Raw genomic sequence first — 24,990 nt, 5'->3', positions numbered from 1 at the left:
TGGTAAGGTCAAAGCCCGTGATCGCATTGTTGGGCAGTGCTTCATCACACTGGGCAAATACCCCTGGGGTAACAAGGGCATGGGGCTTGCTGAAGTGAAGGAAGAAGTCTTCAACACTGTAGCACTCCGTTACAGGGGTCTCTACCCTTACCCAGATCTGCTGCCCGTCGGTGCCCATAAAGGTCGCAGGGCTGATGATACGGCCCGTGCCGCTGTTGGCTGCCGCCTGAGAGGTATAGTATTCCACAATAAGCTCATCGGGGATGATAAGGCCTAAGGCCGCTGAGATGACTGCATTCTGAACCGTAAGGTCTACTACCCTGCGCCCGTCCTGGCCGTTGTTGTCGGCATCATCACAAAGGGTAATGTCCTCTAGGTCCGGAGCCTGTGGCGCCGGCTCTACGATCAGCTTCAACATAAAAGTATCAAAACATCCATATAAAGGCTCAGTAGCCCTTACCCAAATTGGTTGCAGGTATGGGGTCGGGTTTTGGTAATTCGTGGTATTCGGTATGGCATTAATACCATTTTGTGCGTCTTCCTGTGTTTCATGAAAAGTGAGCACAAGGCCCGGCTCGCCATTTTTCATGTCTTCAATAAGCGCTTCAAGGTCAAACTCTCCTGTGCCCTGACCGTTGGTATCACATACCGTCAGATCGTCCTGTGCAGGTGGAAGGATTATTGGCAGTGGCGGTGTCCTTATATCCAGAAAACCAATCCTGTAACATCCTGTATCTGCAATGGTAAAACGTATAAAAACCGTCTCTACACCGCGTTCCTGATTTTGGTATGCATGAGGACTGGCTATAGCATTTACATTGCCGCTAGCATCGTCAAAAGTATTGTGGAATGTAACAGCAATACCATCCTGACTTGCTATAAAATCAGGTATTTTAGAAGTAAGGTCAAAAGTTTCCGTTTCGTCATGTGTAGGTGCCGTACTGTCACAAATGGAATAAGTGCTTTCGTTCGTTATAAGCACAGGCAAAGGATTAACCATAAGCATAAAGCTTACTACATCATAACAGCCCGTTACATTATTTGTCACCCTGGCGTATACCGTAGTGGTTTCCGAGAGGTAGTTCATCGGATTGGCGATAGAAGGTGTGCCTGCTGCTGCTGACGTGGCATTTTGATGGAAACTGACCGTATATTGTGTTGGGTCTAAGCCATTGAGTATCTCGTCGACCTTAGAGCCCAGGTTAAAGATAGCCCGTCCATCGGTATCGCTCGCACCATCATCGCAAAGTGGGTAGGCAGCAGGTGTTGTTGCTACAGGTACCGGACTTGCAATAAGCTGTATGGTCTCTATATCAATACATCCCAAAGCAGATTCTGCCCTGATATATAGTGTTTGTGTTCCCACGGTCAGGTTTAGATAGCTACTGGTGTCTGTAATGGCATTTACTCCAAAAAGGGCATCATCTGACGTTGCGTGTATGGTAACGGTAACCGATTCCAGGTCGTTGGTGATCTGCTGGATTACAGGATCAAGGTTAAATTCAGCATGGCTATCGTTGTTAACATCGCATACAAGTAACGGAAGCTGAACAGGAATTTGGGGTACCGGCAGTATGTTTATCTCAAAACTTCCTGTCTGATGGCATTGTGTAACTGAATCGTAAAACCTTGTATATATTGTCTGCGGATCCTGAATGTTAGCATAAGCTGTAGGAACGGTTATAGGATTATCGCCATTTTCAGCATCTGTTTCGGTCTCATAATAGGTAATGGAAACATTCGTCTGGCTGCCTTTCATCACGGCTTGATCACGGGTGAGGTCAAATTCAGTCGAATTATCTTCTGTACCGTCAAGATCGCATTTAACCTGATTAAACGTTATGTTGTTCGGATTCAGTATTTGAGGCAGCGGAATGACATTGATGGTAAATGGAACCACACCATAACCCACACAAGGGCCAAAATCTTTTTGCAGCCTTGCCCAAATGGTTTGGGTTTGATAAGCCACTGCATTGGTATAATTTGTCCCGATGGAGTTAATGCCACTGCGGGCATCGCTTTGAGAGGTATGATAGGTAACCGTACCGCCTTCAAGACCTAATACAGCGTCAGTGTTTTCAAAGAGGTCAAATTCCCTAAAACCGTTTTCGTCAATGTCGCATAAAGAGAGGTTATTAGGTATTCCCGTAGGTATGCGCTCAATATTTATGGTAAAAGGGAGTGTGTCATAACATAATGTCACGGCATTTGTAATGCGCATGTATATGGTTTGCGGATCGGAAATATTGGTGTACGACAGCGGATTTGCGATAGCATTGGTACCACCTTCGGCATCAGCAGCATTAAGGTGATAGGTAATGGCAACATCGTCCTGCGAATTGGTAAGCATTCCCGAATATTGTGCAAGGTTAAACAGCGTAGCATTGTCGTTTATACCATCGCTGTCGCAAACGGTAAGGTTAATGTTTATATTATCAGGATTATTGAAAAAGGGTAGGGAAATAACAACAAGATCAAAGGTGTTGAAGTCGTAACTAAAACAGCCGTTTTCGTCTTCAAGCCTTGTCCAGATGGTTTGTCCAAAAGGTACAGTATTCGTAAATAATGGGCCTACAGGGTTATCGCCACTCAGCGCATTGGCTGCAGATGTATAGTATTTAACTACTGTTGTTGCAGGATTGCCACTGCGTACATTAGTATCGTTTTGGCTCAGGTTAAATTGCCTAAAGCCATTTTTATTAGTGTCACATAAGGTCAGGTCAACAGGAAACCCCGTCGTCATTGGTGGTGTGACCTCGATATTGAAGGTATGGGTAGAGTAGCAGCCCGTAACCGTATTGGTCATCCTTAAATAAATGGTCTGAGGATTGGTAACATTATGGTAGGCCTCAGGATCCAGTATGGGGTCCTGGCCTGTGGTAGAACCGTTAAGGTCATCATGATATGTAATGGCTACCGGGTTTTGACTGCCAATAAACATATCTTCATAAACAGTAAGGTCAAATGCCGTAGACTCATTATTAACACCATCTTTATCGCATTGTGCAATATCCAGCGGTATGTTGTTGGGGTTAAGGAACACCGGTACAGCATGAAACGTTGCCGTTCCGGTCCATTCCATAGAGAAATTTCCAAAACCGTGCGGCCTGTCTATTACAAGATAATAAAATTCATTATCCAGTACATTGATCCATTGCACAAAGGCATTTCCGTCGGGACCGGGGCCTTCAGAAATATCAGTTTCGGTATCATTCAGGCCGGTAGTAATGTAACTGAGCCCGGCTTGTAAAGGATTGGTGGTAGAACAACGAATTGCGGTGCCCATAACATTACAGTCCTCAATAGGGCCAAACATCCAAAAATCAAAATCAATTTCCGGGGCATTCTGTTCGGGAGTCAATATAAAACCCAAAGTCCCCCCCTGATTGATCTGTATTTTTAGCCAGATAGTATTATGCTCTTCGCTATTACAGGCGTTGGGCCCCAGCTCCTGTTGGTGCCCTTCGCCTTCGGCTTCAAGGTCAAAATAATTAGCATCGCCGCACACTATTATAGCATCGGGACAGTCGCTCTGGCCATAGGAAAATATGCCAAAAAAAAGCAATAGTATTAGTGTGTAGGGAATCCTCACAGCATAGCAATGTTAATTTTTCAATAAATTTAGACAAAATTATCGAATCATCGAGAAATGCCCTCTAATTATTCGCCCTGTAGTTAGCTGTAATACAAACCAGTAATCGGTTGACGGAAGCTTTACATCGTTAAAAGTACCATCCCAGCCGCCGCTGCCTGTAAAACCTGTGATTATCTTACCATAGCGGTCAAAAATGGTAACCTGTGCGTTAGGCTCAAGGTTTAGATAGGGAATTCGCCACACTTCATTTTGATTGTCGCCATTTGGTGTAAAGAATCTTGGGTAGTTAAGTATGATAACTTCTTCGCTCACCGACTTACAGCCGCTTTTTGCCCTGATGTGTATTGTAAAAGAGCCGGTTCCAAGGTTAGTAAATTTTGGGTTATCGCTATATGCGCCGTTATCCAGAGCAAACTCATAATCCTGGGCATCAGGCATTACTACTGTTATAGAATTATCATCAATAGTGAAATCCTTAATGTCAAGTGTGTAAACAATATCAGGAAGAGGGATTACGGTTACGGTAAATGATGTAATATCATGTCCCTGGCAGCCCTGGGTGTTTTCAAGCCTTGCCCATATAGTTGTAGTGCCTGTTTCATATTGTGCAGGCAGTGGGTTTATCTTCTGCTGGGCTTCACCCTGTGTTGCATAGTAGGTAACCGAAGCTGTAGTGTTCCCATCCCTTATAAGCGCATTGTTAGATGCGAGGTTAAATTTTTGCTTACCTGTGTCTTTAAAATCGCATATAGCAAGGTCATTAGGCTCACCTGCTACTACGGGATTTGTTACTTCGATCTTAAACTGGTCGGTTACAAAACATTCAGTTGTAGTGCGCTGCATCCTCATGTATATTGTTTCCGGATTGCTGATATTTGTATATGCCGATGGATTTACAATAGGATTTTCGCCTGTTATGGCATCATTCACATTATTATGATAGGACATTACTACATCGGACTGACTATTTATAAACATTGTCTCGTTAGCAGTAAGGTTAAATAAAGTTGTCTGGTCATCTATACTATCATCATCACATTTTAGGATATCAGTGGATGAGGCTTGCGGATTTGTAAATTCGGGTGAGGCATAAAATGTAGCAGTTCCTGTCCATTCTATCGAAAAGTCACTATCGAGAGTAATACCGTTTGGATTTATCGGCCTGTCTATAACCAGATAATATACTTCTCCGGGCTGTACTGTAAGCGACTGTACAAAATTGCTTCCTAAATCGCCAGGCCCTTCAGAAGTATCTGTTTCAAGATCAGACATTCCTGTTTGGTTAGATGCAGAGTTTGATGCTGCAGGATTTGTGGTAGAACAGCGTATAGTGTGGCCAAGATTGCCGCAGGTAGCTGTCGGCCCAAAAATATAAAAGTCAAAATCTATTTCAAGATCAGGATTTGTAGGGGTAAGGATAAAGCCAAGAGTTCCGCCGGTGTTTATGGGCAATTTTAGCCAAAGGCTGTTGGCTTCACTATCTACAGCACAGTTATTATTAGACGGATTAATTTCATCGATATCTCCTCCTCCTGTAGCGGTAAGGCCCGCAAAGCCTGTGTTTCCACAAACTGTAATAGCATCAGAGCAATCGTTTTGTGCCATTAGCGGCGTTATGCTGAAGAGCAACAGCATAATTAATGTAAATTGAATTTTCATAGCAAGGGGCAATTAATTTTTCTTTGCCGTAAATATATAAATTTACATTATGCTAATTTTAAGTTAAATAACAAATAAGGGGGATTTTACATAAAATCCCCCTTTTCTATACTACTTTGTCAGAAATTACAAATCTCTCTTCTTAAGTATGCGGTACGACATATAAATAAAGAATACTGTCCAGAAGATACCAATCACCGCTTCATACCAGTGAATGCCGTAAAATTTAGGCACAGCATTACCGGATACCTGGTTTTCTATTGTTTTATAGGCCTGGAATCGTGTAATAGGTTCCTTAACCAGATTCTGCATTGCCTCTATAGGGAAAAAGTTCATTACCTTTTGAGTAATAGCACCATCTTTAATAACAAAGAAGTGTAAAATGCCTTTCAGGATAGTTTCTGCCACATACCACAGGAAAATGAAGCCGATGGCGAAAGCAGAACGCTTTACAACAATACCCGCAAAAAGGCAGAAGGAAAAGAACAGCAGCATGTTCAGTAAATATCCGCCTATATATTGCAAATCGCTGAATACTATGGATGCCTCCGTATAGGATGAAAAACTATATCCCAATATAAGCGACATTACAAACACAAAGACTGTTGAAGAAACTGCAAACAGTACTATCGTTATTGTTTTTGATGTTATGAATTCCTTCTTGCTAAGCCCGTCAATAAGGTTTTGCTTTAGGGTGCCATAGGTATATTCATTAGCCATCATTGATACAATTATGATAGCCAGGAACAATTTAAGCCAGGTGGCGATGTAGGTATTGAAATGCCAGATGAACGGGAAGTTGAAGATGCCCATATCCGCAAGACGGAAATCAAGCCCAAGGAAATTAAAGTTTACCGATGCCAAAAGGGCTATGAAAGATAACAGTACAAAATAGGTGATAATAAGCCATTTGCTGGCTCTGTTAAGCCATAATTTTTGCAGTTCTATGGTTAAAAGTCGTTTCATGGCGTTTAGTTTGAAGTTTTTTTAGAGGTTAACTGAAGGAATTGCTCTTCAAGGCTGTGTTTTCTGTTTACCAGATGGCTAAGGCAGATCCCGTTGTCGAAAAGGTAACGGTTAAGTGTTGCCGGATCTAAGGGCTCTTTCAGGTAAGCGAACAGCCTGCCTTCAACATCTTCGATCTTATCTATGGCAGGATGCTGCGATAAAAGGTTTTTAAGCGCTGCGTTGTCGGTGGCCTGAAGTTCAAAGAAGCCTTCGTTAGCGATCATGCCGTTTACCGTGCCGCTGTACAGCATTTCTCCTCTTCTCAATACTACAACATGGCTGCATACCTTTTCTACTTCGTCAAGAAGGTGAGAGGCAAGCAATATTGTTGTGCCGTGTGAGGCTATTGTTCTTACAATTTCCCTTATCTGGTGAATACCCTGTGGGTCAAGGCCATTGGTAGGCTCATCAAGGATAAGTATTTCGGGGTCATTCAGCAGGGCAGAGGCTATGGCAAGACGCTGTTTCATCCCCAGTGAAAAAGTACGGAATTTACTGTCCTTGCGTTCTAAAAGCCCTACTAGTTCCAGTTTTTCATATATTTTGTGTTCCGGGGCTCCTTTGATCCTGCATACAAGCTTAAGGTTGTCGTAAGCTGACATGTAAGGGTAAAAGTTAGGGCGTTCTATAATCGCACCTACTTTTTTAAGGGCTTCGTGGGTTTCCATGGTGCCGCCAAACCAGCTATAACTGCCCGATGTTTTGTTCACTACATTCAGCACTATACCCAGTGTGGTCGATTTTCCGCTACCGTTAGGACCTAAAATTCCGTATACATTGCCTTTCTTTATCTCAAATGAAACATTTTTTACGGCATGCACCTTACCGAATTTTTTGTCGAGGTTGCTGATGGTTAATATCGTTTCCAAAATAATTGTTTTATGGTTCTATAAGTATGACGAGAACAGTAGCGATTTGTTACCCGAATTTGCAAAAGAAATAAAACTATTATTGATAAGGTACAACGGTTGGTTTCCCCACCTGGAAATCGGGTAGCTGTATGTCGTTGTTCTTGAATGAATTGGTCTTGAAAATGCTGTCCCCCTGTCCCGGTATGGTAGGGTAATATGCTATGGACAACTGGAAGCTGTTAAACACAAGGTAGTCATTGTAGAGCAGTATGCCTAACCCGATTTTTGTATAAACTTTGCTTTCATAGAGTTTGGTTTCTTCGTCGCCCACGACAGCCATGCTGAAATTGAAAAATGGATTGAGCCTGAAACCAAATACGTTGGCAGGAGAATAGGACTGTGTCTGGAAGGTGAGCACAAATTTTTTGGTACCTAGTACCGACTGGGTATTGAATCCCTGGAGGCCATTACTCTCATTGATGTTAAGCTGGTCTTTTATAATAGCCATCCTGTTATCGCCAAAAACGAGCTCCGGTCTAATAAAATGCCTGAACCTCCAGGCTCCCCAGTCTTTGATGTTGCTAAAATAAAGCATGTCAATGGCAAGTGTAGTCTGGTCGGTTCTGTCTTTGTAATAAAAGGTACCTAATTCAGCATTTACGCTAAAGTAACCCCAGTTGTAGTAGTTTCCAAAGGCATAGCGACCCCCGAGGTAAAAACGGTTCTCATCGTTCTTATGCTGCGCTCCCAATGTGAGGGAATACACCTTTCCTATGGGGATATCCTCTACGATATCGTAGTTAAAGAGAAACTTATCCTGAACGAACTTACGTGACGTAAGACCTATGCTTGCCAGATACAACTTTTCGTTAGCATAATATCCAACAGAATCGTATAATGTTGAAGGTTTCTCTTTATAATGCTGGTTAAAGTACCTGCCGGTGGTAACAAGCCTTGTAGTACGCTCTTCCTCACCGTCTCCCTTATATATCTTAAAAGCATAACCGCCCCAAAAATCCTGTGCATCACTCCTCATGTTTTGCATTTTCCACTCCTGGTTCATATCAGGAAGCGAATCCTGCATACGGCGGGATTCAACATAAGCGCCACCGGCCCATTTGGTATATGCCGAGAAGAATTGCCTTTCGAGGCCAAAGCTTTTTATGTAATCCTCGTTTTTGAATATCTGGTAGTTTACCGTTGCATTGATATACGTATTCATGATATTCGGCACGGTATAGTTGGTGTAATATGACGTTTCGCCGGTTTTGAACTGCTTGGCAAAGTCATTGCGGAATTCGTGTCCGAGGCCCAGGAAATTTCGTTCGGTAATCTCAATGGAAGTACTGGAACTGGAGAATGAACCATTGGGTATAAGGCTCCATGAGTCGAGTACCCTCACGGTAACATCTACCGAGTCATTACTTGTTCTCACTGGTACTGCTTTAATAACAACCCTTCTTACATAACGCTGGCTTCTTACCAAACGCTCCGACTCTTTTACTAAAAGTGAATCTAAAGGTTTGTTACGTTTGATGAGCAACAGGTTGCGTATGGTAAACTGCTTGGTTTTCAGGTGGACATCGTTCCCAAAACGCTGTATCCAGTCTTTTGGTTTCTTGGTTGTATCGTTAATGGAATAGCCAAATGGGTCCAGTGTCTCCACATGGATCTTCCTTACGATCTTGCCCTGAAAGCTTTGGTAAGAATTCAGCATTTCGGGTGTTCTTACCTTTTCTTTTTCCCGCGAAAGCGCAGGCTTTTGTTTCTCAACCGGCCTGAAAATGAGCTTATGGATGAACTTGGTGAATTTTTTGCGTTTAGAGTAGTTTTCCAGATTTTTATACATCTGGTCTTTACTGGGTTTTATTGTATCTTTTTTGGCAGGAGGGGTAACTTGTGCCCATGACGGGGCAATGGCAAAAAATGCCAGCAAGAAAAGTATACTCAACTTTCTAGCCATATCGCGTTACCCTGAATTACATAGGAAAAGTAGGAAATATTATAGTAACAAAAAGATAAAAGTATGTTAGCATATCATTTTTACGAATGTTTTAACAACAAAAAAGAGGCGCAAGGCCTCTTTTGTATTGTAAGCTAACGCTTTATGCTTTTTGTTCTTTGTTGAAATAAACAAGATAATAGTACATTTGCTTTTCTTCATCCCATCCTTTTTCTACAAATTTCTCTGCACTTTCCGGATTAATGAAATCCATTTTGATCTGGATGTTCGTATCAAGGCTGATAATGTTCTTGATTTTTTTTCTTGCATCCGTCACTGCGGCATTGGCAATAGGAAAAGAAGTAACGTCTTCTATGCTGTATTTTGGCGCTTTCTCTATCTTGTAATTCTTGAATTCAGGAATAAGGTCAGGGTTATCAAGCACTTCATTAAGGAACTTGGTCTCCTCAAACTCATCGTTCTTTGCGAAGTGGTTAATGGCTCTGTTCATGAACATAACCTCTTCTTTTTTATCCTCTGCAGGAAGTACAACTTCTTTAGCGAAATCCTGAACAAATTTCATGTATTTCTTCGTCATGAAGTTCTCGTCCTGGAATGCATCTACAGACAGGAAATGCTCCAGCCAGTAACGCGCATCATAACGGTTGCTGTCTATGGTAAGTATCTTGTAGCCTTCTTCTTTTTTGTAGTTGAAGATAATACATCCCTTATCGAGCTTGTTCAGGTTGATACCCTGCTGCAGCAATAGTTCAAGGCTTGTGCCTTTTTCTTCAAGCTGAAGGAAATCGGTTTTTATCTCGCTTTTAAAGATACCTATGGCGTCTACAGGATTGTTGTCTATGGTAAGGTGCGTAAGGTAAGTAACATATACCTCACCGTTCTTAATGTGCGGGTGGTTCGACTGCTCAAACAGATGCTTGGTAATTTTTTTAGATACCTCATGAACGCTTTCAGGATTGGTAAAGATCTCTGTTGCATAGTTGTACATATCGTGGTAATCCAAATGCACATCGTGGGCAAACTGGAAGTAGTTTTCTTCTTTATCCCTGAAAGGCTTAAAGAAATATTCTTTTAATAGCGGAACGATCTCATCGGTAAGGCTGTAAGTGTGGTCAGACAAAAAATAAGCTTCGTTACGGCTCTTGTTACCTACCCTGTGCAGGGAAAGGCTTTCGATATGAGTATTGAATAGGTTTATCATCTGTTTTTAAGGTGGCATAGTCGCAGAGTTGCAAAGGAACAAAGCCTCTGTCGCTATGTTATGGATATTATAATTAATGAGTTGTGGCAAAAACTTTGCAACTTTGCCACTCAGTTGCTTTGCGGCTTAATGATTAATTCCAATTATGGTCATCCATGCTAGTGTCGCCATAATTATTGTCGTCATCAAACATGTCAAAGTCTTCCTCATCATAATCGTCGTCAAACTCGCCATACAGGTCGTCTTCCTCACCATCTACACCAAAAGCATGTTCAGGCGCATTGGCAGGCATTTCGCCGTGAGCAAAAAGCAATTCAGGATAAGGTACACCCGCTTCCGGTTCTTCAATAGCAGCAAGCTCTACAAAGAATGTCCACATGTTCAGGAAATCGTATACATAGATGATCTTGTTGTCCATCTCGTCAAGGTTGTCAGCAAGTACATGCTGCGCCATTGTACTTTGCTCTCCCGGTACATCTCCGGTGTCAAACAATGGGATTTCTTCTCCCTGAGACCATTCCTCATCACTGCGATAAAACGAAGCTATTTCCATTCCGTCAAAGCCAAAAGCATTAACAATGGCATTGTGCAGGTCTTCCAGCGTGTCAGTATCCAATATCGCGATGTCCCTGAAGATATCCTCTTCTGTATCAAGTATAACTCTGAATTTGTATAGCATGGTTCTAATATTTTGTAAAGCCCAAAGGTAATCTATTTTTAGATTTTCAGAATGTTGGTTTATTAGATTTTTCGACAGTTCGATTACCTGATTGTTGGAAGGATTGATTATTTGAAGTTTAGATGTCTTTAAAATTTTATGGGAACAACATTCAGGTTATTATCTTTCTAATGATCTAAAAATCCAATAATCTAACGATCTATTTCTCGTAAAACTCTACAGGCAGTCCGTCAGGATCGGCAAAAAAAGTAAAGCGCTTGTTGGTAAATTCGTCAATGCGTATCGGCTCATGCTCAATTGTATTGGCATCAAGCCATGCAATTGCAGTTTCGATATCATCCACTTCAAAAGCAAGATGCCGAAGGCCGGCGGCTTCAGGGCGTGATACCCTTTGCGGCGGATTGGGGAAAGAGAACAGTTCTATGGCATAGCTGTCGTTTATGGCAAGGTCAAGCTTGTAGGATTGGCGTTCTTCACGATAATTTTCAGCTAGTACCGTAAATCCCAGGATATGGGTGTAAAAGTGCTTTGAGGCCTCATAATCAGAACAGATTATGGCCACATGGTGTATCTTGTTTATTTTTAGCATTTGTTATAAATATTCAGCTTCGGTTATCCACCATTGGTTGCCAAAAGGGTCTTCAAACCCGGCAGAGTAACCGTATTCTTTTTTCTCAGGCTTTTGCAGCGAATTGCCGCCCTGCTCGATCCCTGCGGTGTAAATCTTATCAACATTTTCTACCAGCATGAACATACCGGCCGATTTTTGCTTCCACACATCAGAGCTTTGGGCAAACATAATAACGGCTTTCCCAATCTTTATTTCGCCATGCATTATAGAGCGGGAGTCTTCCCCGGGAACAATCATCAACTCAGTCGCGTTAAATACTCTTTTGGCATATTCAAGAAATTCGGGCGCTCTATCCAGTATAAGATAAGGCATTACCGGTAGGTAATAGTCAGGCATTTCCATAGTTAACGATTTTAGGTTGTTGTATCAAAGGTAGCTACTGTCTTTAAAACCTAAACGATTTTTATGCTTTTATTGATCTTTTAAATGCCTTCTTGAATTTTTTGAACTTGGTTACAGCAGGGTCCGATGGGTATTGCCGGCTATGGGGTATGTTGTTGAATATTAGTGCGGTTACTAATAATATTGTTGCTCCACTTAAAACAGGATTCAGTACATATTCATAGCCCAGGGCTTTTATCTGTGGGCTTCCCGTAACGGCTATAAGTGCCGTTGCGCCTCCGGGCGGGTGAAGGGTTTTTGTGATCTGCATCATTACTATCGATAGGGACACGGCAAGCGGTGCCGAAAGCCATATCATGTCGGGTAGCAGTTTTTGCATGCTTACCCCAATGATAGCCGATACCAGATGCCCGCCAATAAGGTTGCGCGGCTGTGCAAGCGGACTCTGTATCACGCCATAGACCAGTACGCACGATGCCCCGAAAGAGCCTATGAGAAAAACAAGATCCTGCTCCGGAAAAGCTTTGTATTGCAGCCACGCGATAGTACCCATCCCGATAAACGAACCCAGAAATGCCCAAAAGTGTTCTTTATAGTCTACAAGTGTTTCTTTGTAAACTACATAACGTGTCTTGCGGTAACTGCGTTTTATCTTTTGTATCGGCATGCTATTGTTTAACAGGAGCTAATGAGTAAACGGTATATGGATAAATGGCTTTGGCCGAATATTTTGCAACCAGCGAGCCAATAAGTATCGGGAGGAACAGGGTGTAGTCATTAACCAGTGCGCATACTAGGAACAAAGCTGTAAATGGCGCATGGATGCTGGCACTTAACATTGCCGCCATACCGATAACCATAAAGTTAAGCGGAATCACACCGGCATCAAAATAAGCGTTAAGGAATGTTGCAAGGAACAATCCCATAAAAGCCCCAATGAAAAGGCTTGGCGCAAAAACACCACCATCGCCACCCGCAGAAAGGGTTATCGATGTAATGATCGGTTTTAGCAATAGCAGTCCAATAAATACCATGACATGAGGCAGGGTAAACGTAAGTGTATTGGCAGTAACAAGGCTTTCTTTCATAGCGTGGTAACCATCGCCATAAAGCTGCGGGAAAATCAACAGCAGGCTGCTCACTATGGCAGCAGCTATAAGTATCTTATAATAGTGCCCTGATATTTTGCTAAACTGCCCTTTAAAGAACATCACACATTTTGTCAGGTATATGGAGTTTAGCCCGCATAATACTCCAAGCAATATAAAATAGGGCAGGGCATACAGGTTCCATTGGGTAATGTTAAGGGCAAAGAGGGGTTTTTCTTTTATCACAAGGATAAATGCAAAAGCTACAGCAGCTGCCAGTATATTGGTAATTAAAAAAACCTTATTGGCTTTTTTGGCAATTACTTCATAGGCAAACAATAAACCTGCCAGCGGGCTACAGAATAGTGCCGTAAGCCCGGCTGTGATTCCTGCGCAAATAAGCTCGGTTTTATATTTGCTTAATATCTTTTCTTTTTCCTGTGCCAGCGATCCTATGGCCGCTGTAGAAACTACTGTCGATACTTCTATCCCCGTACTCCCGCCAAAGCTAACGGTAAGCAGCCCGTTGATAAAGTGTGATGGTATTTTATACGATGGAAGTTTTTTTCCGGTTGCCGTGCTCTCAAAAACTTCCTTGATCCCTTTGTTCTCTTTTTTCTTAAAGAGGTACTGCCTCAGGATGTAAATAAGCGATAGGCCAATAAACGGGAATAGTATAATGTATAATACCTGGTGTTGTGACCTGTGAAAAAGCACTTCTTCATAGTGCTCGGTCATGTGCTTTAGCGTGACAGCAAGAAAAGCTGCCAGAAAGCCTATGACAACCGAAACAATTATTAATTTATAATATTTGGCAAGGGTGTATTTTTTCTTTAAAGCAGTAGGAAACATTGCAGTAAATGTATTGATTACTGCAAAAGTAAGCATCAAATTGCGAATGCTCTAAAGAAATCGTATAAAATTGCTTAAAACAGTTTGTAAGCCAGTATTATACTGGTAGAGCCATAACTTCCTGACCAATAGGTGTAGTCAAGGATATTTCGTGAAAAATTATGCCTGAGTTCCGCACTGTATCGTTTATAGCTAAAGCCACCGCCCAAAGTAAAACCTGCATTCTTTTCGATATCCAGTTTAGAGCCGCCATACTGTATGTAGGCATCGCCTAATGGAAGGGCTAACGTGTAGGCTGCATCTATAAAAAATTTGGCATTTTGGTTTACATACATATAATGCCTTACGCCAAAAGGAAGTTCCAGATACTTATATTCGGCTTTTAACGGTTGGTTTGGTTTTCTGCCACTGTCGCTAAAATTCTGGTAGTTAGGGTCGGTAAAGATGGACCACTTGTTGTTATTGAACGGCATAACATATTCAATTTCTGTCCCTATCCTGAAACCTGTACTACTGCCAAAATCAAAAAGGCTGTTAGATACCCCATTCGAAATTTCAAGAGATGAGAAACTTACTCCGGCGGTGATCTTTAAGTTAACGCTGCCATTATTTTGCTTTTTGGTCAGGTTAGTAACTGTTTGTCCAGTGTTTCCGTTGTATTGCTCAAACAGTTTTACAAGGGGGGCTTTTTTATATTGGATATTTTTAAATTTATCCATGTCGTTCCCTTCACCTTTCATAAGATTGTATAGTTGTTGGCGGAAGTAATTGTTTTTTCCTACCTGGGAATCTACAAGATATTCTTTATATACAAGCTGTTCTGCTTTAGTGTGGTCAACTGTACTGAAAAAGTATTTTACAAAATTACCGTCTTCATACTGGTATAAATTGGCTTTGCCTTCTACGAGGACGTTAAGCAACAGGGTTTCTGTATTCCATTTTGGATCTTTTTCAGAATCAAGGTCATCCAATGAAATTTTCGAGCGGTCTACATTTACTGTAAAACGAATATATTTATAAGCATCATTCACACTGAACTCACTTATTTGTTTGACGGTCTTAACCTGAACAGCTTCGTTTTCAGTAAGCTTGTATTCAAATGATGTTGGGTTATTCTTCCATGCCAGGTTTTTGATAAGGCATTCTGTCCTGATATTATTTTCGATAAAATAACCACGTTCGAAGTTAATTTGCGCAACAGACAGAAGAGGAGTTGCCAATAGCAGGAAAGCAATAATTTTTTTCATTTGGTTAATATTGGTTGTTGAATTGGTTGCGCGAAATTACTTCGTTTTTTCATATTTGCAAACAGTGTAAGAATTTTTCATACGGTTCGTCCTCAAATTTCTACAACTCAGAATTCTTTTTTAGCAGGTATTAGAATATAGCAGCAATTTTGAACCGTTAAATCAACCAAACCACCAATTATGAAATTGATAATTACTTTCCTGTTTTTCCTGACTGCGTTTTCGGCCATTAGCCAGACAAAGATCGAAGGCACGATCGCTGATGCTAAAGGGAAACCTGTTCCTGGTGCTAATATTTATATTGACGGCACTTATGATGGCGCAACTTCAGATGCCGAAGGTCATTTCTCTTTTGAAACGGCCGAGACCGGTAGCCAGGTATTGGTTATTACGGTAATGTTCTTTGAGGATGTAAGACAGGATATAAAGATAGAAGAATACAAGGGACAAACATTTACTATGAAGAAGAGCGTCAATACGCTGGATGCGGTAGTTATCTCGGCAGGTTCTTTTCAGGCAGGCGATAACAGTAAGGTAACCGCTCTGAAACCTCTTGACATTGTTACAACTGCCGGAGCAGCCGGAGACATCATTGGCGCACTGCAAACCCTTCCGGGTACACAAACGGTAGGCGAAAGCGGCCGATTGTTTGTAAGGGGTGGGGAATCGGATGAGACACAAACCTTTGTAGATGGCATTCGCGTGGCACAACCCTATAATGCATCGGCTAATAATGTTCCTACCCGCGGACGTTTTTCGCCCTTCCTTTTCAGTGGTATGACGTTTTCAACAGGAGGCTATTCGGCAGAATATGGTGAGGCGTTATCCAGTGTTTTGCTGCTTAACACTATTGAAGAACCGGAACAGCAGCAGTCGGATATCGCAATCATGACGGTAGGCCTTGGCCTTGGCCATACCAAAAAGTGGGATAAAAGCTCACTCAGCCTTAATTTGTCTTATCTGAATCTTCAGCCCTATCAGTGGATCGTACCTCAAAATGTTGATTGGAATAAACCCTATCAGTCATTGTCGGGTGAAACGGTGTACCGCTATAAGTTCAACAATAATGGCATGCTAAAGGTATATGCCGCTTTTGATCATGCTGTTTTCGATCTCAATCAGGAAGATATCAACCTGCCCGAGCCGGTAAGGGTAGATACCAAAAATGATAACTTTTATTTTAATACTTCCTATAAAGGGATGTTTGGTTCGCAATGGACCATTCATACCGGTATCGCCTATGGCTATAGCCACAATGCTATTGGCTATAACGAAGTTGGAGTTAAGAATGCAGAGAACAGCTCACATCTTAAGCTGAAATTACGAAAAGGATTCAGTGACAAATTCAAGCTTACATTTGGGGGTGATTATTTCATAACTGACTTTAATGAAAAATATCAGGAGCCATCGGGTTTTAACTTCAATAGTGGATATAACAATTCTATTGCTGCCGTCTATACCGAAGCAGATATCTTTCTTTCGCAAACACTCGCTTTCAAAGCAGGGCTTCGCAGCTCGTATGCAAGTGTGTTAGGGGAAGGAACAATTGAACCCCGTGCTGCTCTTGCTTATAAAGTAACGTCTAAAAGCCAGTTCTCCCTTGCTTATGGCGATTTTTACCAGACACCGGGACAGGATTACCTAAAGTATAACAAAAATTTTGAGCACCAAAAAACAGCACACTATATCCTGAACTACCTCTACAATACAGATGGCAGGATGTTCAGGGCTGAGGCTTACTATAAAAAATATGATAATCTTGTAAAATACGACGGGGTTACTGCGGCTTACAATTCGAACTATAACAATTCGGGGTATGGTTATGCGCAGGGTGTCGATCTTTTCTGGAGAGATAACAAGACCATCAAAAATCTTGAATACTGGGTTTCCTATTCATACATAGACAGCAAGAGGGATTATAAGAATTATGAATCGTATGTTACGCCAAGCTATATAGCCACACACAATGCTTCTATAGTAAGTAAATACTGGATCAACAGCCTGAGGTCGCAGCTGGGGATCACATACAGCTTCAACAGCGGCAGGCCGTATGATAACCCTAATGAAGCAGTCTTTATGAACGGTAAGACCAAAACCTACAATAACCTGAGCCTTAGCTGGGCTTATCTGTTAAGCCAGCAGAAGATATTGTACTTCTCGGTTTCTAACGTAACCGGAGCCGATAATGTGTTTGGCTATACGTATGCCAATAGCCCTGCACCAGATGGGATCTTTGCGAGACAAGCCATTACCCAGCCCGCAGACAGGTTTTTCTTCATAGGCTTTTTCTGGACCATCAGCGATGATAAGACGAAGAACCAGCTGGATAATCTGTAAAGAAAAAACCTTCCTGATTATTCAGGAAGGTTTTTCTAAAAACATTGCAGCACAAATTCGATGCTTTTGGTGTTGTTGTCATAAAACACATATATAATGCCCGTGTCTCCCCACATTACATTGGCATTATCTTCACTGTCAATCTGAAAGAGAAGGTCCAGGGGTTTGCCTTGTGCATCCATAAAATTTTCTACTCCCTGTATCCAGTCAGGATAACCTCCAAAAGAGCTTGAGGACTCCCGTTCAGGGCCTGTAATTTTTGCGCAGGCTTCTTCATAAGCCTCATAATCATCTTCATCGTCCATACTAATCTGATCGGCAAGTTCAGGAAATTCATCTTGAAGTGTCTCCCAGTTGGGCAATGACATTGATTTCTCAAATGAGATTTCGCAGTACTTTACTGTTTTTTCGTTAGCCCCGGCTATCTGGGTTAGTTTTTCGGTGCGTAATGCTTCATAAATTTTAACTTTCCATCCGTCATTCTCCGTTTCCCAAGCTGTTTCTTCAGAATCATAAAAGAACTGGATAAGCTTTATATTTTCAGGGATTCCGTCATAGGCATCATTAAAGACCTGGAAAATAAACTCCATTGGCCTGCCGCTTTGGCTTAGTGGCCATGATTCCCCTTCTTCAAAATAAGGCTGACCTCCAAAATGAGAGAGGAGCTGCGAATTTTCAGGAGGTCTTTTAGGATCATTTACAATAATTGCTGTGGACGGTTTTACAAGCTTGCAAAGCGCTTCATTAACTGAAGAATCAATTGAGGATCGTTTGGAGGAGCCCTTTGATCCGAATAGTTTTTTAAAAAAGTTCATAGTAGTAAATTAGTTGGTGGTGGTTGTAAGTGGATGGGAGCGACGCTATAGAGGCCGTATCGGGGTGCCAAAGTCTATTTTCCCTGTATAGGGTTGAAAATTCAGATGTTTTAAGTGCTCATTGAATTCGGTCGCATAATCGTAAAGCTCTTTTGGAGCCGTATTTCCATATATGCTTATGCTTTTTGTTAGGTTATCTTCTTTAATATCAAACCTGATTCCCGCTGCATCACTGATACTCTTATCGGTATAGTCAGTTTTGTATTTCGAAAAATCTATTTTTTTGATAAGAGCAATGAGATTGTTCCTTTGATTATCTTTCATTATGGCATAACTGACTGTTTTGGGTTCAGGGAATCGCTTCACAAAATATACTGTATCATTATCGGCAATCTTTATAGAATAGCTCATCGTCATTGCTGTATATGTATACACAAAATTATCAAAAGGCTGTTCTTTCTTTTCGGTTTTACTGCAGCTGAAAAGTGTAAACGTAAATAATGTTAATAGAAGATACTTCATTGTAGTAAGGTTAAGGGAATAAATATCGTAAATTTTTTCCTGTAAAATTAAAAACAGGGCCTGTAAACCCTGTTTTTTTTACCTAAACCTAAATTAAAAACCTTGCTGCTGTGTCTGCAGCCATTACATGAAAAATTGATTAATCTTTATTTTTTAAATACGGGGCCGGGAAGCCCCGTATTTCATCTGAATTCTATCTTTAAAAAAATCAATCATAAGCCTTTACAGGCTGAAAAAATTACTTAAACCTAATTTGATCCTTCAGATGGTATTCTCATTCATAGCTATTATTATTTCTTTAGTAGTGTAAAAATACCTCATAGCCAGCGGTTGGCGATTATGAAAATACCGTAAAAAATTATGAATTTATGGTCGAATTGACTATAAATAAAAACAGGACCCGAAAGTCCTGTTTGTTAAAATGAAAATCTTTACAAAAGCTATTGTTTTATGAGATGCGTGGCTTTGGAACCTCTTTCGGATGCTGCTTTTAAAAGATATATACCGGCAGGTATATTTTCAAAATTTAGTGTGGTTGCAGTTTCTGATGCAGCTTGTGCTAACAGTAACTGTCCTGCCATGTTATACAGCAGCAGTTTATCTCTGCTTGTGGTATTGGTTATGGTCAGAACATCTTTTACAGGATTGGGATAGCAGTCTAAGGAAATAGCCTTATTGTCTGCAGTTGCCATAACACCCGTTTCTTCAATCTTGATGTCATCAAGATAAAGTATACCCTGATTCCCTGATGATTCAATACTGAATCGTAAATAATAATTTGCAGTTACAGGTACAGTGAACGCTTCGGTAGAATGGTTGACAACTTCGGTTCCTGTTATACCGCTATGCGACGCCAGCTCAATCTCTGTTGGTACTCCATTGGAATATAAAGCCAGCTTAAAAACATCAATTGCGGTTTCATTATCGTCATGAGCATATTTATAGGATACTTTGTAGGCAATTCCGGCGGTTAATGGTACAGGTCTCAGTATATAATCACAGTACATGCTCCACCCCACATCGGAATAGGTAGAGTAGCGGCCCACATTGCCTGTAAAGCCATTATTAGGTGCCGTAACACATTCCCAGTCGCTGCCTACAAATGTCTGTCTATACGAATAGGTACAGTCCGGCAGATCGGGGGGTAGTGCGTTGTCAAAATTTTCAAGATAAGGCAATACTGCATTATCATTGCATTGTGCATGCAGTAGCGGCATTACCGATAAAAGCATGGCTGTAAAAAGCGTAATTTTTTTCATAGCTATAAGTTGTTGAGGTTCACTATAAAAGTAGTGATCAGCTAAGAAAATAGAGTTATGAATACACCGAAATTAATTATATATTTTAAGTATAGATGACTGAAGTTCAGTAGGTGTAAGGCCGGTATTGGCTTTTATGAAACCGCTAAAATTGGCAGGGCTGTCAAAATTAAGTTCGTATGCAATTTCCTTCAGTGAGAATTGGTTAAGCAGTAACAGGCGTCTTATTTCCAGCAATAACTCTTCATGGATCAGCTTTAGGGCTGTTTTACCCAGGCTACCCTTGCAGGCAAGATTAAGCTTGTCCGGACTGCAGTTCATAAGATCACAGTATTCAGATACTTTCTTTTTGGTTTTTATATGCTGTGGCAGCAGCGAGAGGAATTGCATAACCACCTGATGTCCCTGTAAGTCGACCGTGTTGCAGTGTTTTTCTATAAGCGTGATCAGGATGATTTGAAGGTAGCTGTATGCTTTATGTATAGAAAGCGGCGAAAGCTCTTCCTTTTGCAGTAATTGCCAGATGCTTTCGGTCATGCTGTACAAATGTTCAAAGGTTTCACTGTCAAGGTCAAATTTTGCCTCAGGAAAGTACAGGTGAGAGTGTTTAAGAGGATGAATAAATTCAAAGATGTTTTTCCTGAATTGTATGATCATGCCTTCGGCAGTATTTCGCTCCATTAAATGTACCTGGCCGGGATAGATAGTATATAGCTGTCCGGCATGAATATCATGGGGAGTAAAATCGATTTGTTGGAAACCATTGCCATTTTTTACGATTATGATCTCAAAGTAATCGTGCCTGTGGGCCTTGTGGAAATCGTAAGGATTGGGGTAATCAAGTGGCTCAATTATCAGCAGCTTACCGGGATGCGGTAACGACACGGGATTTGACTGTGGGAATTCTTTCTGATTCATGTTGTTTGGCATTTTATATGACAAACAGCACTACAACTGTTTACCCTAAACATTCTGTTGATTTTTACAGATATGGTAAAAAAGACTATATTGTTTTGCGAATTATACTTTTGTATATACGCATACAATGGATAATTTTTTCCATTCCGGTCCTGAAAAATCATAATAATATTTAGAAAAAGTAGCTTGTAGCGTATTGTCTCCTAAAACTATTATATCTTCCATGTGGCCATAAACCGCGGGTTCACCTACGGAGTTGTCCTGAACAGATATAGTTTGTGTTGAATCGTCAAACTCATAAATATAGCCAAAACCTGCTTTAGTGAATTTTACTCCATTTGGGTTAGTTGGAGTAACCGCTGTTACATTAGAATGGGGTAAGTAAAAGCTCATCATGTTTTGCAGCTGGTTATTTATAACAACAGGTTTTATTTCGAGCTCGGGTATCTGAGTACTAAAAACTACGGGATCTATTTCTGTTAGCAAGTCAAATGATGCTATTCCGTCATTATTAAGGTCAACACTAATATCAGAGATCATCGAGATGATATTGTATTTACCTCCTAGTTTAGATGCGTTTCCACCTTTACCTCCACTACCTAATCCTTCGCTTCCGTCTTCACTGCTTCCGCAACTGATGGCTGAAACAAAAAAAACTGTGGCAAACAGTGATTTTAGTAATGTAGAGTTCATAGTGATTTTTTTTAGTTGTTGAATAATCAAACAGTTGGCAACAATTTTAACAAATATACTAAGTTAATTGATATGTTTTTAAAAAATGTGGATTTATTAAGCAAAAACTTTGTGTTTTATTTATGAAAAGGTTTGCGTTGTAAGTAAAATAAGTGTAAAATTTAGGTTTAAATATAACTATATACAATTCATCCCCGATATTCTACAACTGGGTAAAACACTTTTTTTTACGGTAGGTTTTGTTTGCATATTTGCTTCATCAAAATCAACAACCTAAAACTTATTATTATGATACGACTGATTGTACTTTACGTTTTTATGGTGGCCGGAACGGTTACTGCACAAAGCAAATATGAAGCAGGAATGCAAAAAGCTTTCGCATTATGGGGAGAAAAGAAAACGGCAGAAGCCTCTGCCATGTTCGAAAGGATAGCAGCAGTTGAAAAAGATAACTGGCTCCCTGACTATTATGTGGCACTCGTAAATACTACTGATGCTTTTATGACAAAAGACAAAGAGAAACTGAACGGGCTGCTTACCCAAGCCCAGGTAGCCCAGGATGCTGCAACAGCAATTTCTCCTGATAATCCTGAGCTGATGGTTATGCAGTGCCTTATCTACACCGCATGGATCGTTTATGACCCAATGAATAACGGTATGAAGTATTCTGCCAAAGCCAATGAACTGTATGCCAAAGCCCTTATACTGGCACCAAACAACCCAAGAGTAGTGTTCTCTAAAGCTGAATTTGAAATTGGTGGCGCTGCCTATTTTGGACAGGATACCACTCCTATGTGCAAAGAAGTGGAGCGTGCTGTTGGTCTTTTTGCTACCTTTAAACCGGAAACTCCTTTTCATCCTAACTGGGGAGCAGAAAGGGCTCAGGAGAAACTTAAAGAGTGTAAAAAGTAATAAGATTCAATATTTTAGACTTAGAATATGTTATTAGATAATGTCAATTTAGTGTTCATTTTAGGTCCTTTTATTGTGGGGAGCGTGGTTTATATCAAGATTGCGAGGCATAAGATAGGCCATCCGCTGAGGGACAGTATCAAAAACCTGCAGATAATGCTGCTGGCTGCAGGAGCAATGTTTGCAGTAATGTATATTTTACTTCCATCCACGCCCAGCCTGAGCACTTTTGGCTATCCTGAAACGGTTGAAGATATTAATTCTCAGGAAAAGATACTTAAGATACTGCAAGGCCAGAACAAAGCGATTGTAAGGACTACCGAAACAGTACAATGGATGTTATTTATTCTGACTTTCTGGATAATAGCTGCCTTGGCTCCGGTGTTAAAGTCATGGAAAGAAAAAATTGATAAAGAATTAGCTGCAAATCATGATGAAAAGGCTGTATAAAGAATTCTTCAAGTCTATTGGCTTGGGTATTATAATATTCGTCGTGCTGCTTTTTGTAGCCATGGCCCGCGGAACTGTTGTTGTATGGAACAGTGAGCTACTGAAGGATTTTCTTTTTTGTGAATTGTATACCGTAACACTTTATACTGCCAATGCTTTTGTCTTTTACTATTTTGATAAGATATTCAACAGGGCCATACTGAATATAAAAAGGATAGTTTTAGGGTTTCTTACATCATTTGTGGTTTCGGTATCCATAATGATACTGCTCCGCATATTTCAGGAAGTAGTGGTTAACGGAGAATCATTCAGCGAGTTTCTTGCAACCGAAAGTCTTGGAAATTATTATATGTCTGCGCTTGTTACCCTTGTAGTTACCATTATTGTTCATGCTTTTTATTTTTATAAGCGATATCAGGAAGGCAGGGTTAAGGAACAAAAGATCATTGCAGGAACGGCATCGGCACAGTTCGAATCCCTAAAGAACCAGATCGACCCCCATTTTCTGTTTAACAGCCTCAATGTTCTTAGTTCGCTTATAGAAGAAAATCCGGATAATGCCCAGCGATTTACTACATCACTGTCAAAAATTTACCGCTATGTACTGGAGCAGAAAGACAAAGAGCTCGTGAGCATCGAAGAAGAATTGTCGTTTGCCAAAACCTACATGAACCTGCTTAAGATGAGGTTTGAAAACAGTATTTTTTATGAAGTGCAGGAGATAAGCAATCCTGAGGCAAAGGTAGTTCCGCTATCGCTGCAGCTGCTTCTGGAAAACACCATTAAGCATAATGTAGTGAGTCCGCAGCGGCCATTGCATATCAGGATATTAGAAAAAGACGGTTACCTGATAGTACAGAACGACCTGCAAAAAAAGCAGGTATTGCAGGACAGGAAAGGGGTAGGGCTTCAAAACATAGTGAATCGCTATGGCATACTGACCAACCGCAATGTGTTGGTACAGGAGACTAATGAACACTTTACGGTAAAATTACCCATTTTAACTAAACAGCTCTCGGTTATGGAACTGTCACATTACAATAAGGAAGAAAGCAATTATCTGAAAGCCCAGAAAAAAATTGAAGATATAAAAGGTTTTTACGGCAACCTGTCGTCCTATGTAGTCATTATTGCCGGGCTTGCCATACTGAATTTTATTACGTCACCAAGCCATTTATGGTTTATATACCCTGCATTAGGATGGGGTATAGGAGTGATAATACATGGGGTCAATGTGTTTAATTATATGCCTTTCCTTAGCAGTGACTGGGAAGAGCGTAAAATGAAAGAGTTAATAGACAAAGAGAAATCTAAAAAATGGCAATAGCATGGAAGATTTTGATAAAATAGCCTATGATAAGGCAAAAAGGAAAGTAAAAGAAATAAAAGGTTTTTACATCAACATTACAGCTTACTGTCTTGTCATGCCCATTATGATCTATTTAAATATGGCTTACACTCCTGAATTCCAGTGGTTTTGGTTTTCATTGGCCGGATGGGGCGTAGGGGTTATATTTCACGCAATGGGAGCCTTTGACTGGTACCCTTTTCTTGGAAAGGGTTGGGAAGAACGTAAGCTGAAACAGCTTATGGACGAAATGAGTAAAAAGGATGAGGAACGTGCTAAATATGAATAGTATGGATAAAAATGTCAATACAGAGCATTTAAAACGGGCCCAGAAAAGGGTTGAATGCCTTAAGGGATTTTATGTGCATCTTGCGTCTTATATTACCGTCAATCTCTCATTGTTTATAGTTTGGATTTCCGGTATTTACAGGCCGCCTTATGAATTTTGGAACACAACTTTTTTAATGACAGGCATAGTGGCAGGATTTGGGGTTTTGGCAAATGCCATAATTTTGTTCGGAGCCAAATATGTGCTGCCAAAAGGCTGGGAAGAAAAGAAATTTAGAAAATTGATGGACAAACAGAATAAAAGCGATGACAGAGGTCCAAAATACGATTGA

General features: G+C 40.8%; 22 protein-coding genes and 1 pseudogene. 6 read left to right on the top strand and 17 right to left on the bottom strand.

Going from position 1 to position 24,990, the window contains the following annotated elements:
* From ACX0HA_RS11275 to ACX0HA_RS11220, 12 genes and pseudogenes are all read right to left on the bottom strand, one after another.
* Window positions 1-3,592, bottom strand: a pseudogene (locus ACX0HA_RS11275) (hypothetical protein); the annotation flags it as partial.
* Between the two features lie 39 nt (window positions 3,593-3,631).
* Window positions 3,632-5,254: a T9SS type B sorting domain-containing protein gene (locus tag ACX0HA_RS11270; RefSeq protein ID WP_458845387.1), complete on the bottom strand. Its 1,623-nt coding sequence runs from the start codon at window positions 5,252-5,254 to the stop codon at window positions 3,632-3,634.
* Between the two features lie 126 nt (window positions 5,255-5,380).
* Window positions 5,381-6,220 (bottom strand): ABC transporter permease, encoded by an 840-nt coding sequence (locus ACX0HA_RS11265; protein ID WP_458845386.1) that lies wholly within the window; start codon window positions 6,218-6,220, stop codon window positions 5,381-5,383.
* Between the two features lie 5 nt (window positions 6,221-6,225).
* Window positions 6,226-7,131 (bottom strand): ABC transporter ATP-binding protein, encoded by a 906-nt coding sequence (locus ACX0HA_RS11260; protein ID WP_458845385.1) that lies wholly within the window; start codon window positions 7,129-7,131, stop codon window positions 6,226-6,228.
* A gap of 79 nt (window positions 7,132-7,210) precedes the next feature.
* On the bottom strand, window positions 7,211-9,076 hold the full coding sequence (locus ACX0HA_RS11255; protein ID WP_458845384.1) for a hypothetical protein: 1,866 nt from the start codon (window positions 9,074-9,076) through the stop codon (window positions 7,211-7,213).
* 142 nt (window positions 9,077-9,218) lie between these two features.
* Entirely contained in the window at window positions 9,219-10,277 is a 1,059-nt protein-coding gene (locus ACX0HA_RS11250) for a nucleoid-associated protein (protein ID WP_458845383.1), read from the bottom strand.
* Between the two features lie 133 nt (window positions 10,278-10,410).
* Window positions 10,411-10,956: an IS1096 element passenger TnpR family protein gene (locus ACX0HA_RS11245; RefSeq protein ID WP_458845382.1), complete on the bottom strand. Its 546-nt coding sequence runs from the start codon at window positions 10,954-10,956 to the stop codon at window positions 10,411-10,413.
* A gap of 199 nt (window positions 10,957-11,155) precedes the next feature.
* Window positions 11,156-11,545: an SMU1112c/YaeR family gloxylase I-like metalloprotein gene (gene gloA2 / locus ACX0HA_RS11240; protein WP_458845381.1), complete on the bottom strand. Its 390-nt coding sequence runs from the start codon at window positions 11,543-11,545 to the stop codon at window positions 11,156-11,158.
* A gap of 3 nt (window positions 11,546-11,548) precedes the next feature.
* Entirely contained in the window at window positions 11,549-11,929 is a 381-nt protein-coding gene (locus ACX0HA_RS11235; RefSeq protein ID WP_458845380.1) for a VOC family protein, read from the bottom strand.
* Between the two features lie 61 nt (window positions 11,930-11,990).
* Window positions 11,991-12,596: an HPP family protein gene (locus ACX0HA_RS11230; RefSeq protein WP_458845379.1), complete on the bottom strand. Its 606-nt coding sequence runs from the start codon at window positions 12,594-12,596 to the stop codon at window positions 11,991-11,993.
* Window position 12,597: 1 nt separating this feature from the next.
* Window positions 12,598-13,905 carry a chloride channel protein gene (locus tag ACX0HA_RS11225; protein WP_458845378.1) on the bottom strand — a complete coding sequence of 436 codons (1,308 nt, stop codon included), beginning with the start codon at window positions 13,903-13,905 and terminating at the stop codon, window positions 12,598-12,600.
* A 38-nt stretch (window positions 13,906-13,943) separates the two neighbouring features.
* On the bottom strand, window positions 13,944-15,116 hold the full coding sequence (locus ACX0HA_RS11220) for a hypothetical protein (protein WP_458845377.1): 1,173 nt from the start codon (window positions 15,114-15,116) through the stop codon (window positions 13,944-13,946).
* 180 nt (window positions 15,117-15,296) lie between these two features.
* On the opposite strand from ACX0HA_RS11220, the gene ACX0HA_RS11215 reads away from it, so the two are divergent.
* Entirely contained in the window at window positions 15,297-17,453 is a 2,157-nt protein-coding gene (locus ACX0HA_RS11215; RefSeq protein WP_458845376.1) for a TonB-dependent receptor, read from the top strand.
* A gap of 35 nt (window positions 17,454-17,488) precedes the next feature.
* Here the strand turns inward: ACX0HA_RS11215 and ACX0HA_RS11210 are convergent, their stop codons facing one another.
* From ACX0HA_RS11210 to ACX0HA_RS11190, 5 genes are all read right to left on the bottom strand, one after another.
* Window positions 17,489-18,268 (bottom strand): DUF1963 domain-containing protein, encoded by a 780-nt coding sequence (locus tag ACX0HA_RS11210; RefSeq protein ID WP_458845375.1) that lies wholly within the window; start codon window positions 18,266-18,268, stop codon window positions 17,489-17,491.
* Between the two features lie 45 nt (window positions 18,269-18,313).
* Entirely contained in the window at window positions 18,314-18,790 is a 477-nt protein-coding gene (locus ACX0HA_RS11205; protein WP_458845374.1) for a DUF6438 domain-containing protein, read from the bottom strand.
* A 440-nt stretch (window positions 18,791-19,230) separates the two neighbouring features.
* Window positions 19,231-20,049 (bottom strand): T9SS type A sorting domain-containing protein, encoded by an 819-nt coding sequence (locus tag ACX0HA_RS11200; RefSeq protein ID WP_458845373.1) that lies wholly within the window; start codon window positions 20,047-20,049, stop codon window positions 19,231-19,233.
* A gap of 72 nt (window positions 20,050-20,121) precedes the next feature.
* Window positions 20,122-20,967, bottom strand: coding sequence for a helix-turn-helix domain-containing protein (locus ACX0HA_RS11195; protein WP_458845372.1), 846 nt, complete (start codon window positions 20,965-20,967; stop codon window positions 20,122-20,124).
* Between the two features lie 102 nt (window positions 20,968-21,069).
* Window positions 21,070-21,660 carry a hypothetical protein gene (locus tag ACX0HA_RS11190; protein ID WP_458845371.1) on the bottom strand — a complete coding sequence of 197 codons (591 nt, stop codon included), beginning with the start codon at window positions 21,658-21,660 and terminating at the stop codon, window positions 21,070-21,072.
* A 288-nt stretch (window positions 21,661-21,948) separates the two neighbouring features.
* On the opposite strand from ACX0HA_RS11190, the gene ACX0HA_RS11185 reads away from it, so the two are divergent.
* From ACX0HA_RS11185 to ACX0HA_RS11165, 5 genes are read left to right on the top strand one after another with little or no spacing between them, the layout of a single operon-like run.
* The gene (locus ACX0HA_RS11185) at window positions 21,949-22,572 is read left to right on the top strand and encodes a hypothetical protein (RefSeq protein ID WP_458845370.1); all 624 of its coding nucleotides are present in this window, start codon (window positions 21,949-21,951) and stop codon (window positions 22,570-22,572) included.
* 27 nt (window positions 22,573-22,599) lie between these two features.
* Window positions 22,600-23,022: a hypothetical protein gene (locus ACX0HA_RS11180; RefSeq protein ID WP_458845369.1), complete on the top strand. Its 423-nt coding sequence runs from the start codon at window positions 22,600-22,602 to the stop codon at window positions 23,020-23,022.
* Entirely contained in the window at window positions 23,003-24,349 is a 1,347-nt protein-coding gene (locus ACX0HA_RS11175; protein ID WP_458845368.1) for a 2TM domain-containing protein, read from the top strand. Before ACX0HA_RS11180 ends, ACX0HA_RS11175 begins: the two co-directional genes overlap by 20 nt.
* Before the next feature lies 1 nt (window position 24,350).
* Window positions 24,351-24,659, top strand: a complete 309-nt coding sequence (locus ACX0HA_RS11170; RefSeq protein ID WP_458845367.1) for a 2TM domain-containing protein — start codon at window positions 24,351-24,353, stop codon at window positions 24,657-24,659.
* Between the two features lies 1 nt (window position 24,660).
* Window positions 24,661-24,990, top strand: a complete 330-nt coding sequence (locus ACX0HA_RS11165; protein ID WP_458845366.1) for a 2TM domain-containing protein — start codon at window positions 24,661-24,663, stop codon at window positions 24,988-24,990.

This window comes from Flavobacterium hauense (assembly GCF_054457175.1).
Note: the sequence above shows the minus strand (reverse complement) of the source record. Positions and strands in the feature narration are given on the sequence as shown.

Excerpts from the sequence above, each read along its gene's own strand:
- ACX0HA_RS11270 (WP_458845387.1), bottom strand. The coding sequence starts at position 5,254 with ATGAAAATTCAATTTACATTAATTATGCTGTTGCTCTTCAGCATAACG.
- ACX0HA_RS11265 (WP_458845386.1), bottom strand. The coding sequence starts at position 6,220 with ATGAAACGACTTTTAACCATAGAACTGCAAAAATTATGGCTTAACAGA.
- ACX0HA_RS11255 (WP_458845384.1), bottom strand. The coding sequence starts at position 9,076 with ATGGCTAGAAAGTTGAGTATACTTTTCTTGCTGGCATTTTTTGCCATT.
- ACX0HA_RS11250 (WP_458845383.1), bottom strand. The coding sequence starts at position 10,277 with ATGATAAACCTATTCAATACTCATATCGAAAGCCTTTCCCTGCACAGG.
- ACX0HA_RS11245 (WP_458845382.1), bottom strand. The coding sequence starts at position 10,956 with ATGCTATACAAATTCAGAGTTATACTTGATACAGAAGAGGATATCTTC.
- gloA2 (WP_458845381.1), bottom strand. The coding sequence starts at position 11,545 with ATGCTAAAAATAAACAAGATACACCATGTGGCCATAATCTGTTCTGAT.
- ACX0HA_RS11235 (WP_458845380.1), bottom strand. The coding sequence starts at position 11,929 with ATGGAAATGCCTGACTATTACCTACCGGTAATGCCTTATCTTATACTG.
- ACX0HA_RS11230 (WP_458845379.1), bottom strand. The coding sequence starts at position 12,596 with ATGCCGATACAAAAGATAAAACGCAGTTACCGCAAGACACGTTATGTA.
- ACX0HA_RS11225 (WP_458845378.1), bottom strand. The coding sequence starts at position 13,905 with ATGCTTACTTTTGCAGTAATCAATACATTTACTGCAATGTTTCCTACT.
- ACX0HA_RS11220 (WP_458845377.1), bottom strand. The coding sequence starts at position 15,116 with ATGAAAAAAATTATTGCTTTCCTGCTATTGGCAACTCCTCTTCTGTCT.
- ACX0HA_RS11215 (WP_458845376.1), top strand. The coding sequence starts at position 15,297 with ATGAAATTGATAATTACTTTCCTGTTTTTCCTGACTGCGTTTTCGGCC.
- ACX0HA_RS11210 (WP_458845375.1), bottom strand. The coding sequence starts at position 18,268 with ATGAACTTTTTTAAAAAACTATTCGGATCAAAGGGCTCCTCCAAACGA.
- ACX0HA_RS11205 (WP_458845374.1), bottom strand. The coding sequence starts at position 18,790 with ATGAAGTATCTTCTATTAACATTATTTACGTTTACACTTTTCAGCTGC.
- ACX0HA_RS11200 (WP_458845373.1), bottom strand. The coding sequence starts at position 20,049 with ATGAAAAAAATTACGCTTTTTACAGCCATGCTTTTATCGGTAATGCCG.
- ACX0HA_RS11195 (WP_458845372.1), bottom strand. The coding sequence starts at position 20,967 with ATGAATCAGAAAGAATTCCCACAGTCAAATCCCGTGTCGTTACCGCAT.
- ACX0HA_RS11190 (WP_458845371.1), bottom strand. The coding sequence starts at position 21,660 with ATGAACTCTACATTACTAAAATCACTGTTTGCCACAGTTTTTTTTGTT.
- ACX0HA_RS11185 (WP_458845370.1), top strand. The coding sequence starts at position 21,949 with ATGATACGACTGATTGTACTTTACGTTTTTATGGTGGCCGGAACGGTT.
- ACX0HA_RS11180 (WP_458845369.1), top strand. The coding sequence starts at position 22,600 with ATGTTATTAGATAATGTCAATTTAGTGTTCATTTTAGGTCCTTTTATT.
- ACX0HA_RS11175 (WP_458845368.1), top strand. The coding sequence starts at position 23,003 with ATGATGAAAAGGCTGTATAAAGAATTCTTCAAGTCTATTGGCTTGGGT.
- ACX0HA_RS11170 (WP_458845367.1), top strand. The coding sequence starts at position 24,351 with ATGGAAGATTTTGATAAAATAGCCTATGATAAGGCAAAAAGGAAAGTA.
- ACX0HA_RS11165 (WP_458845366.1), top strand. The coding sequence starts at position 24,661 with ATGGATAAAAATGTCAATACAGAGCATTTAAAACGGGCCCAGAAAAGG.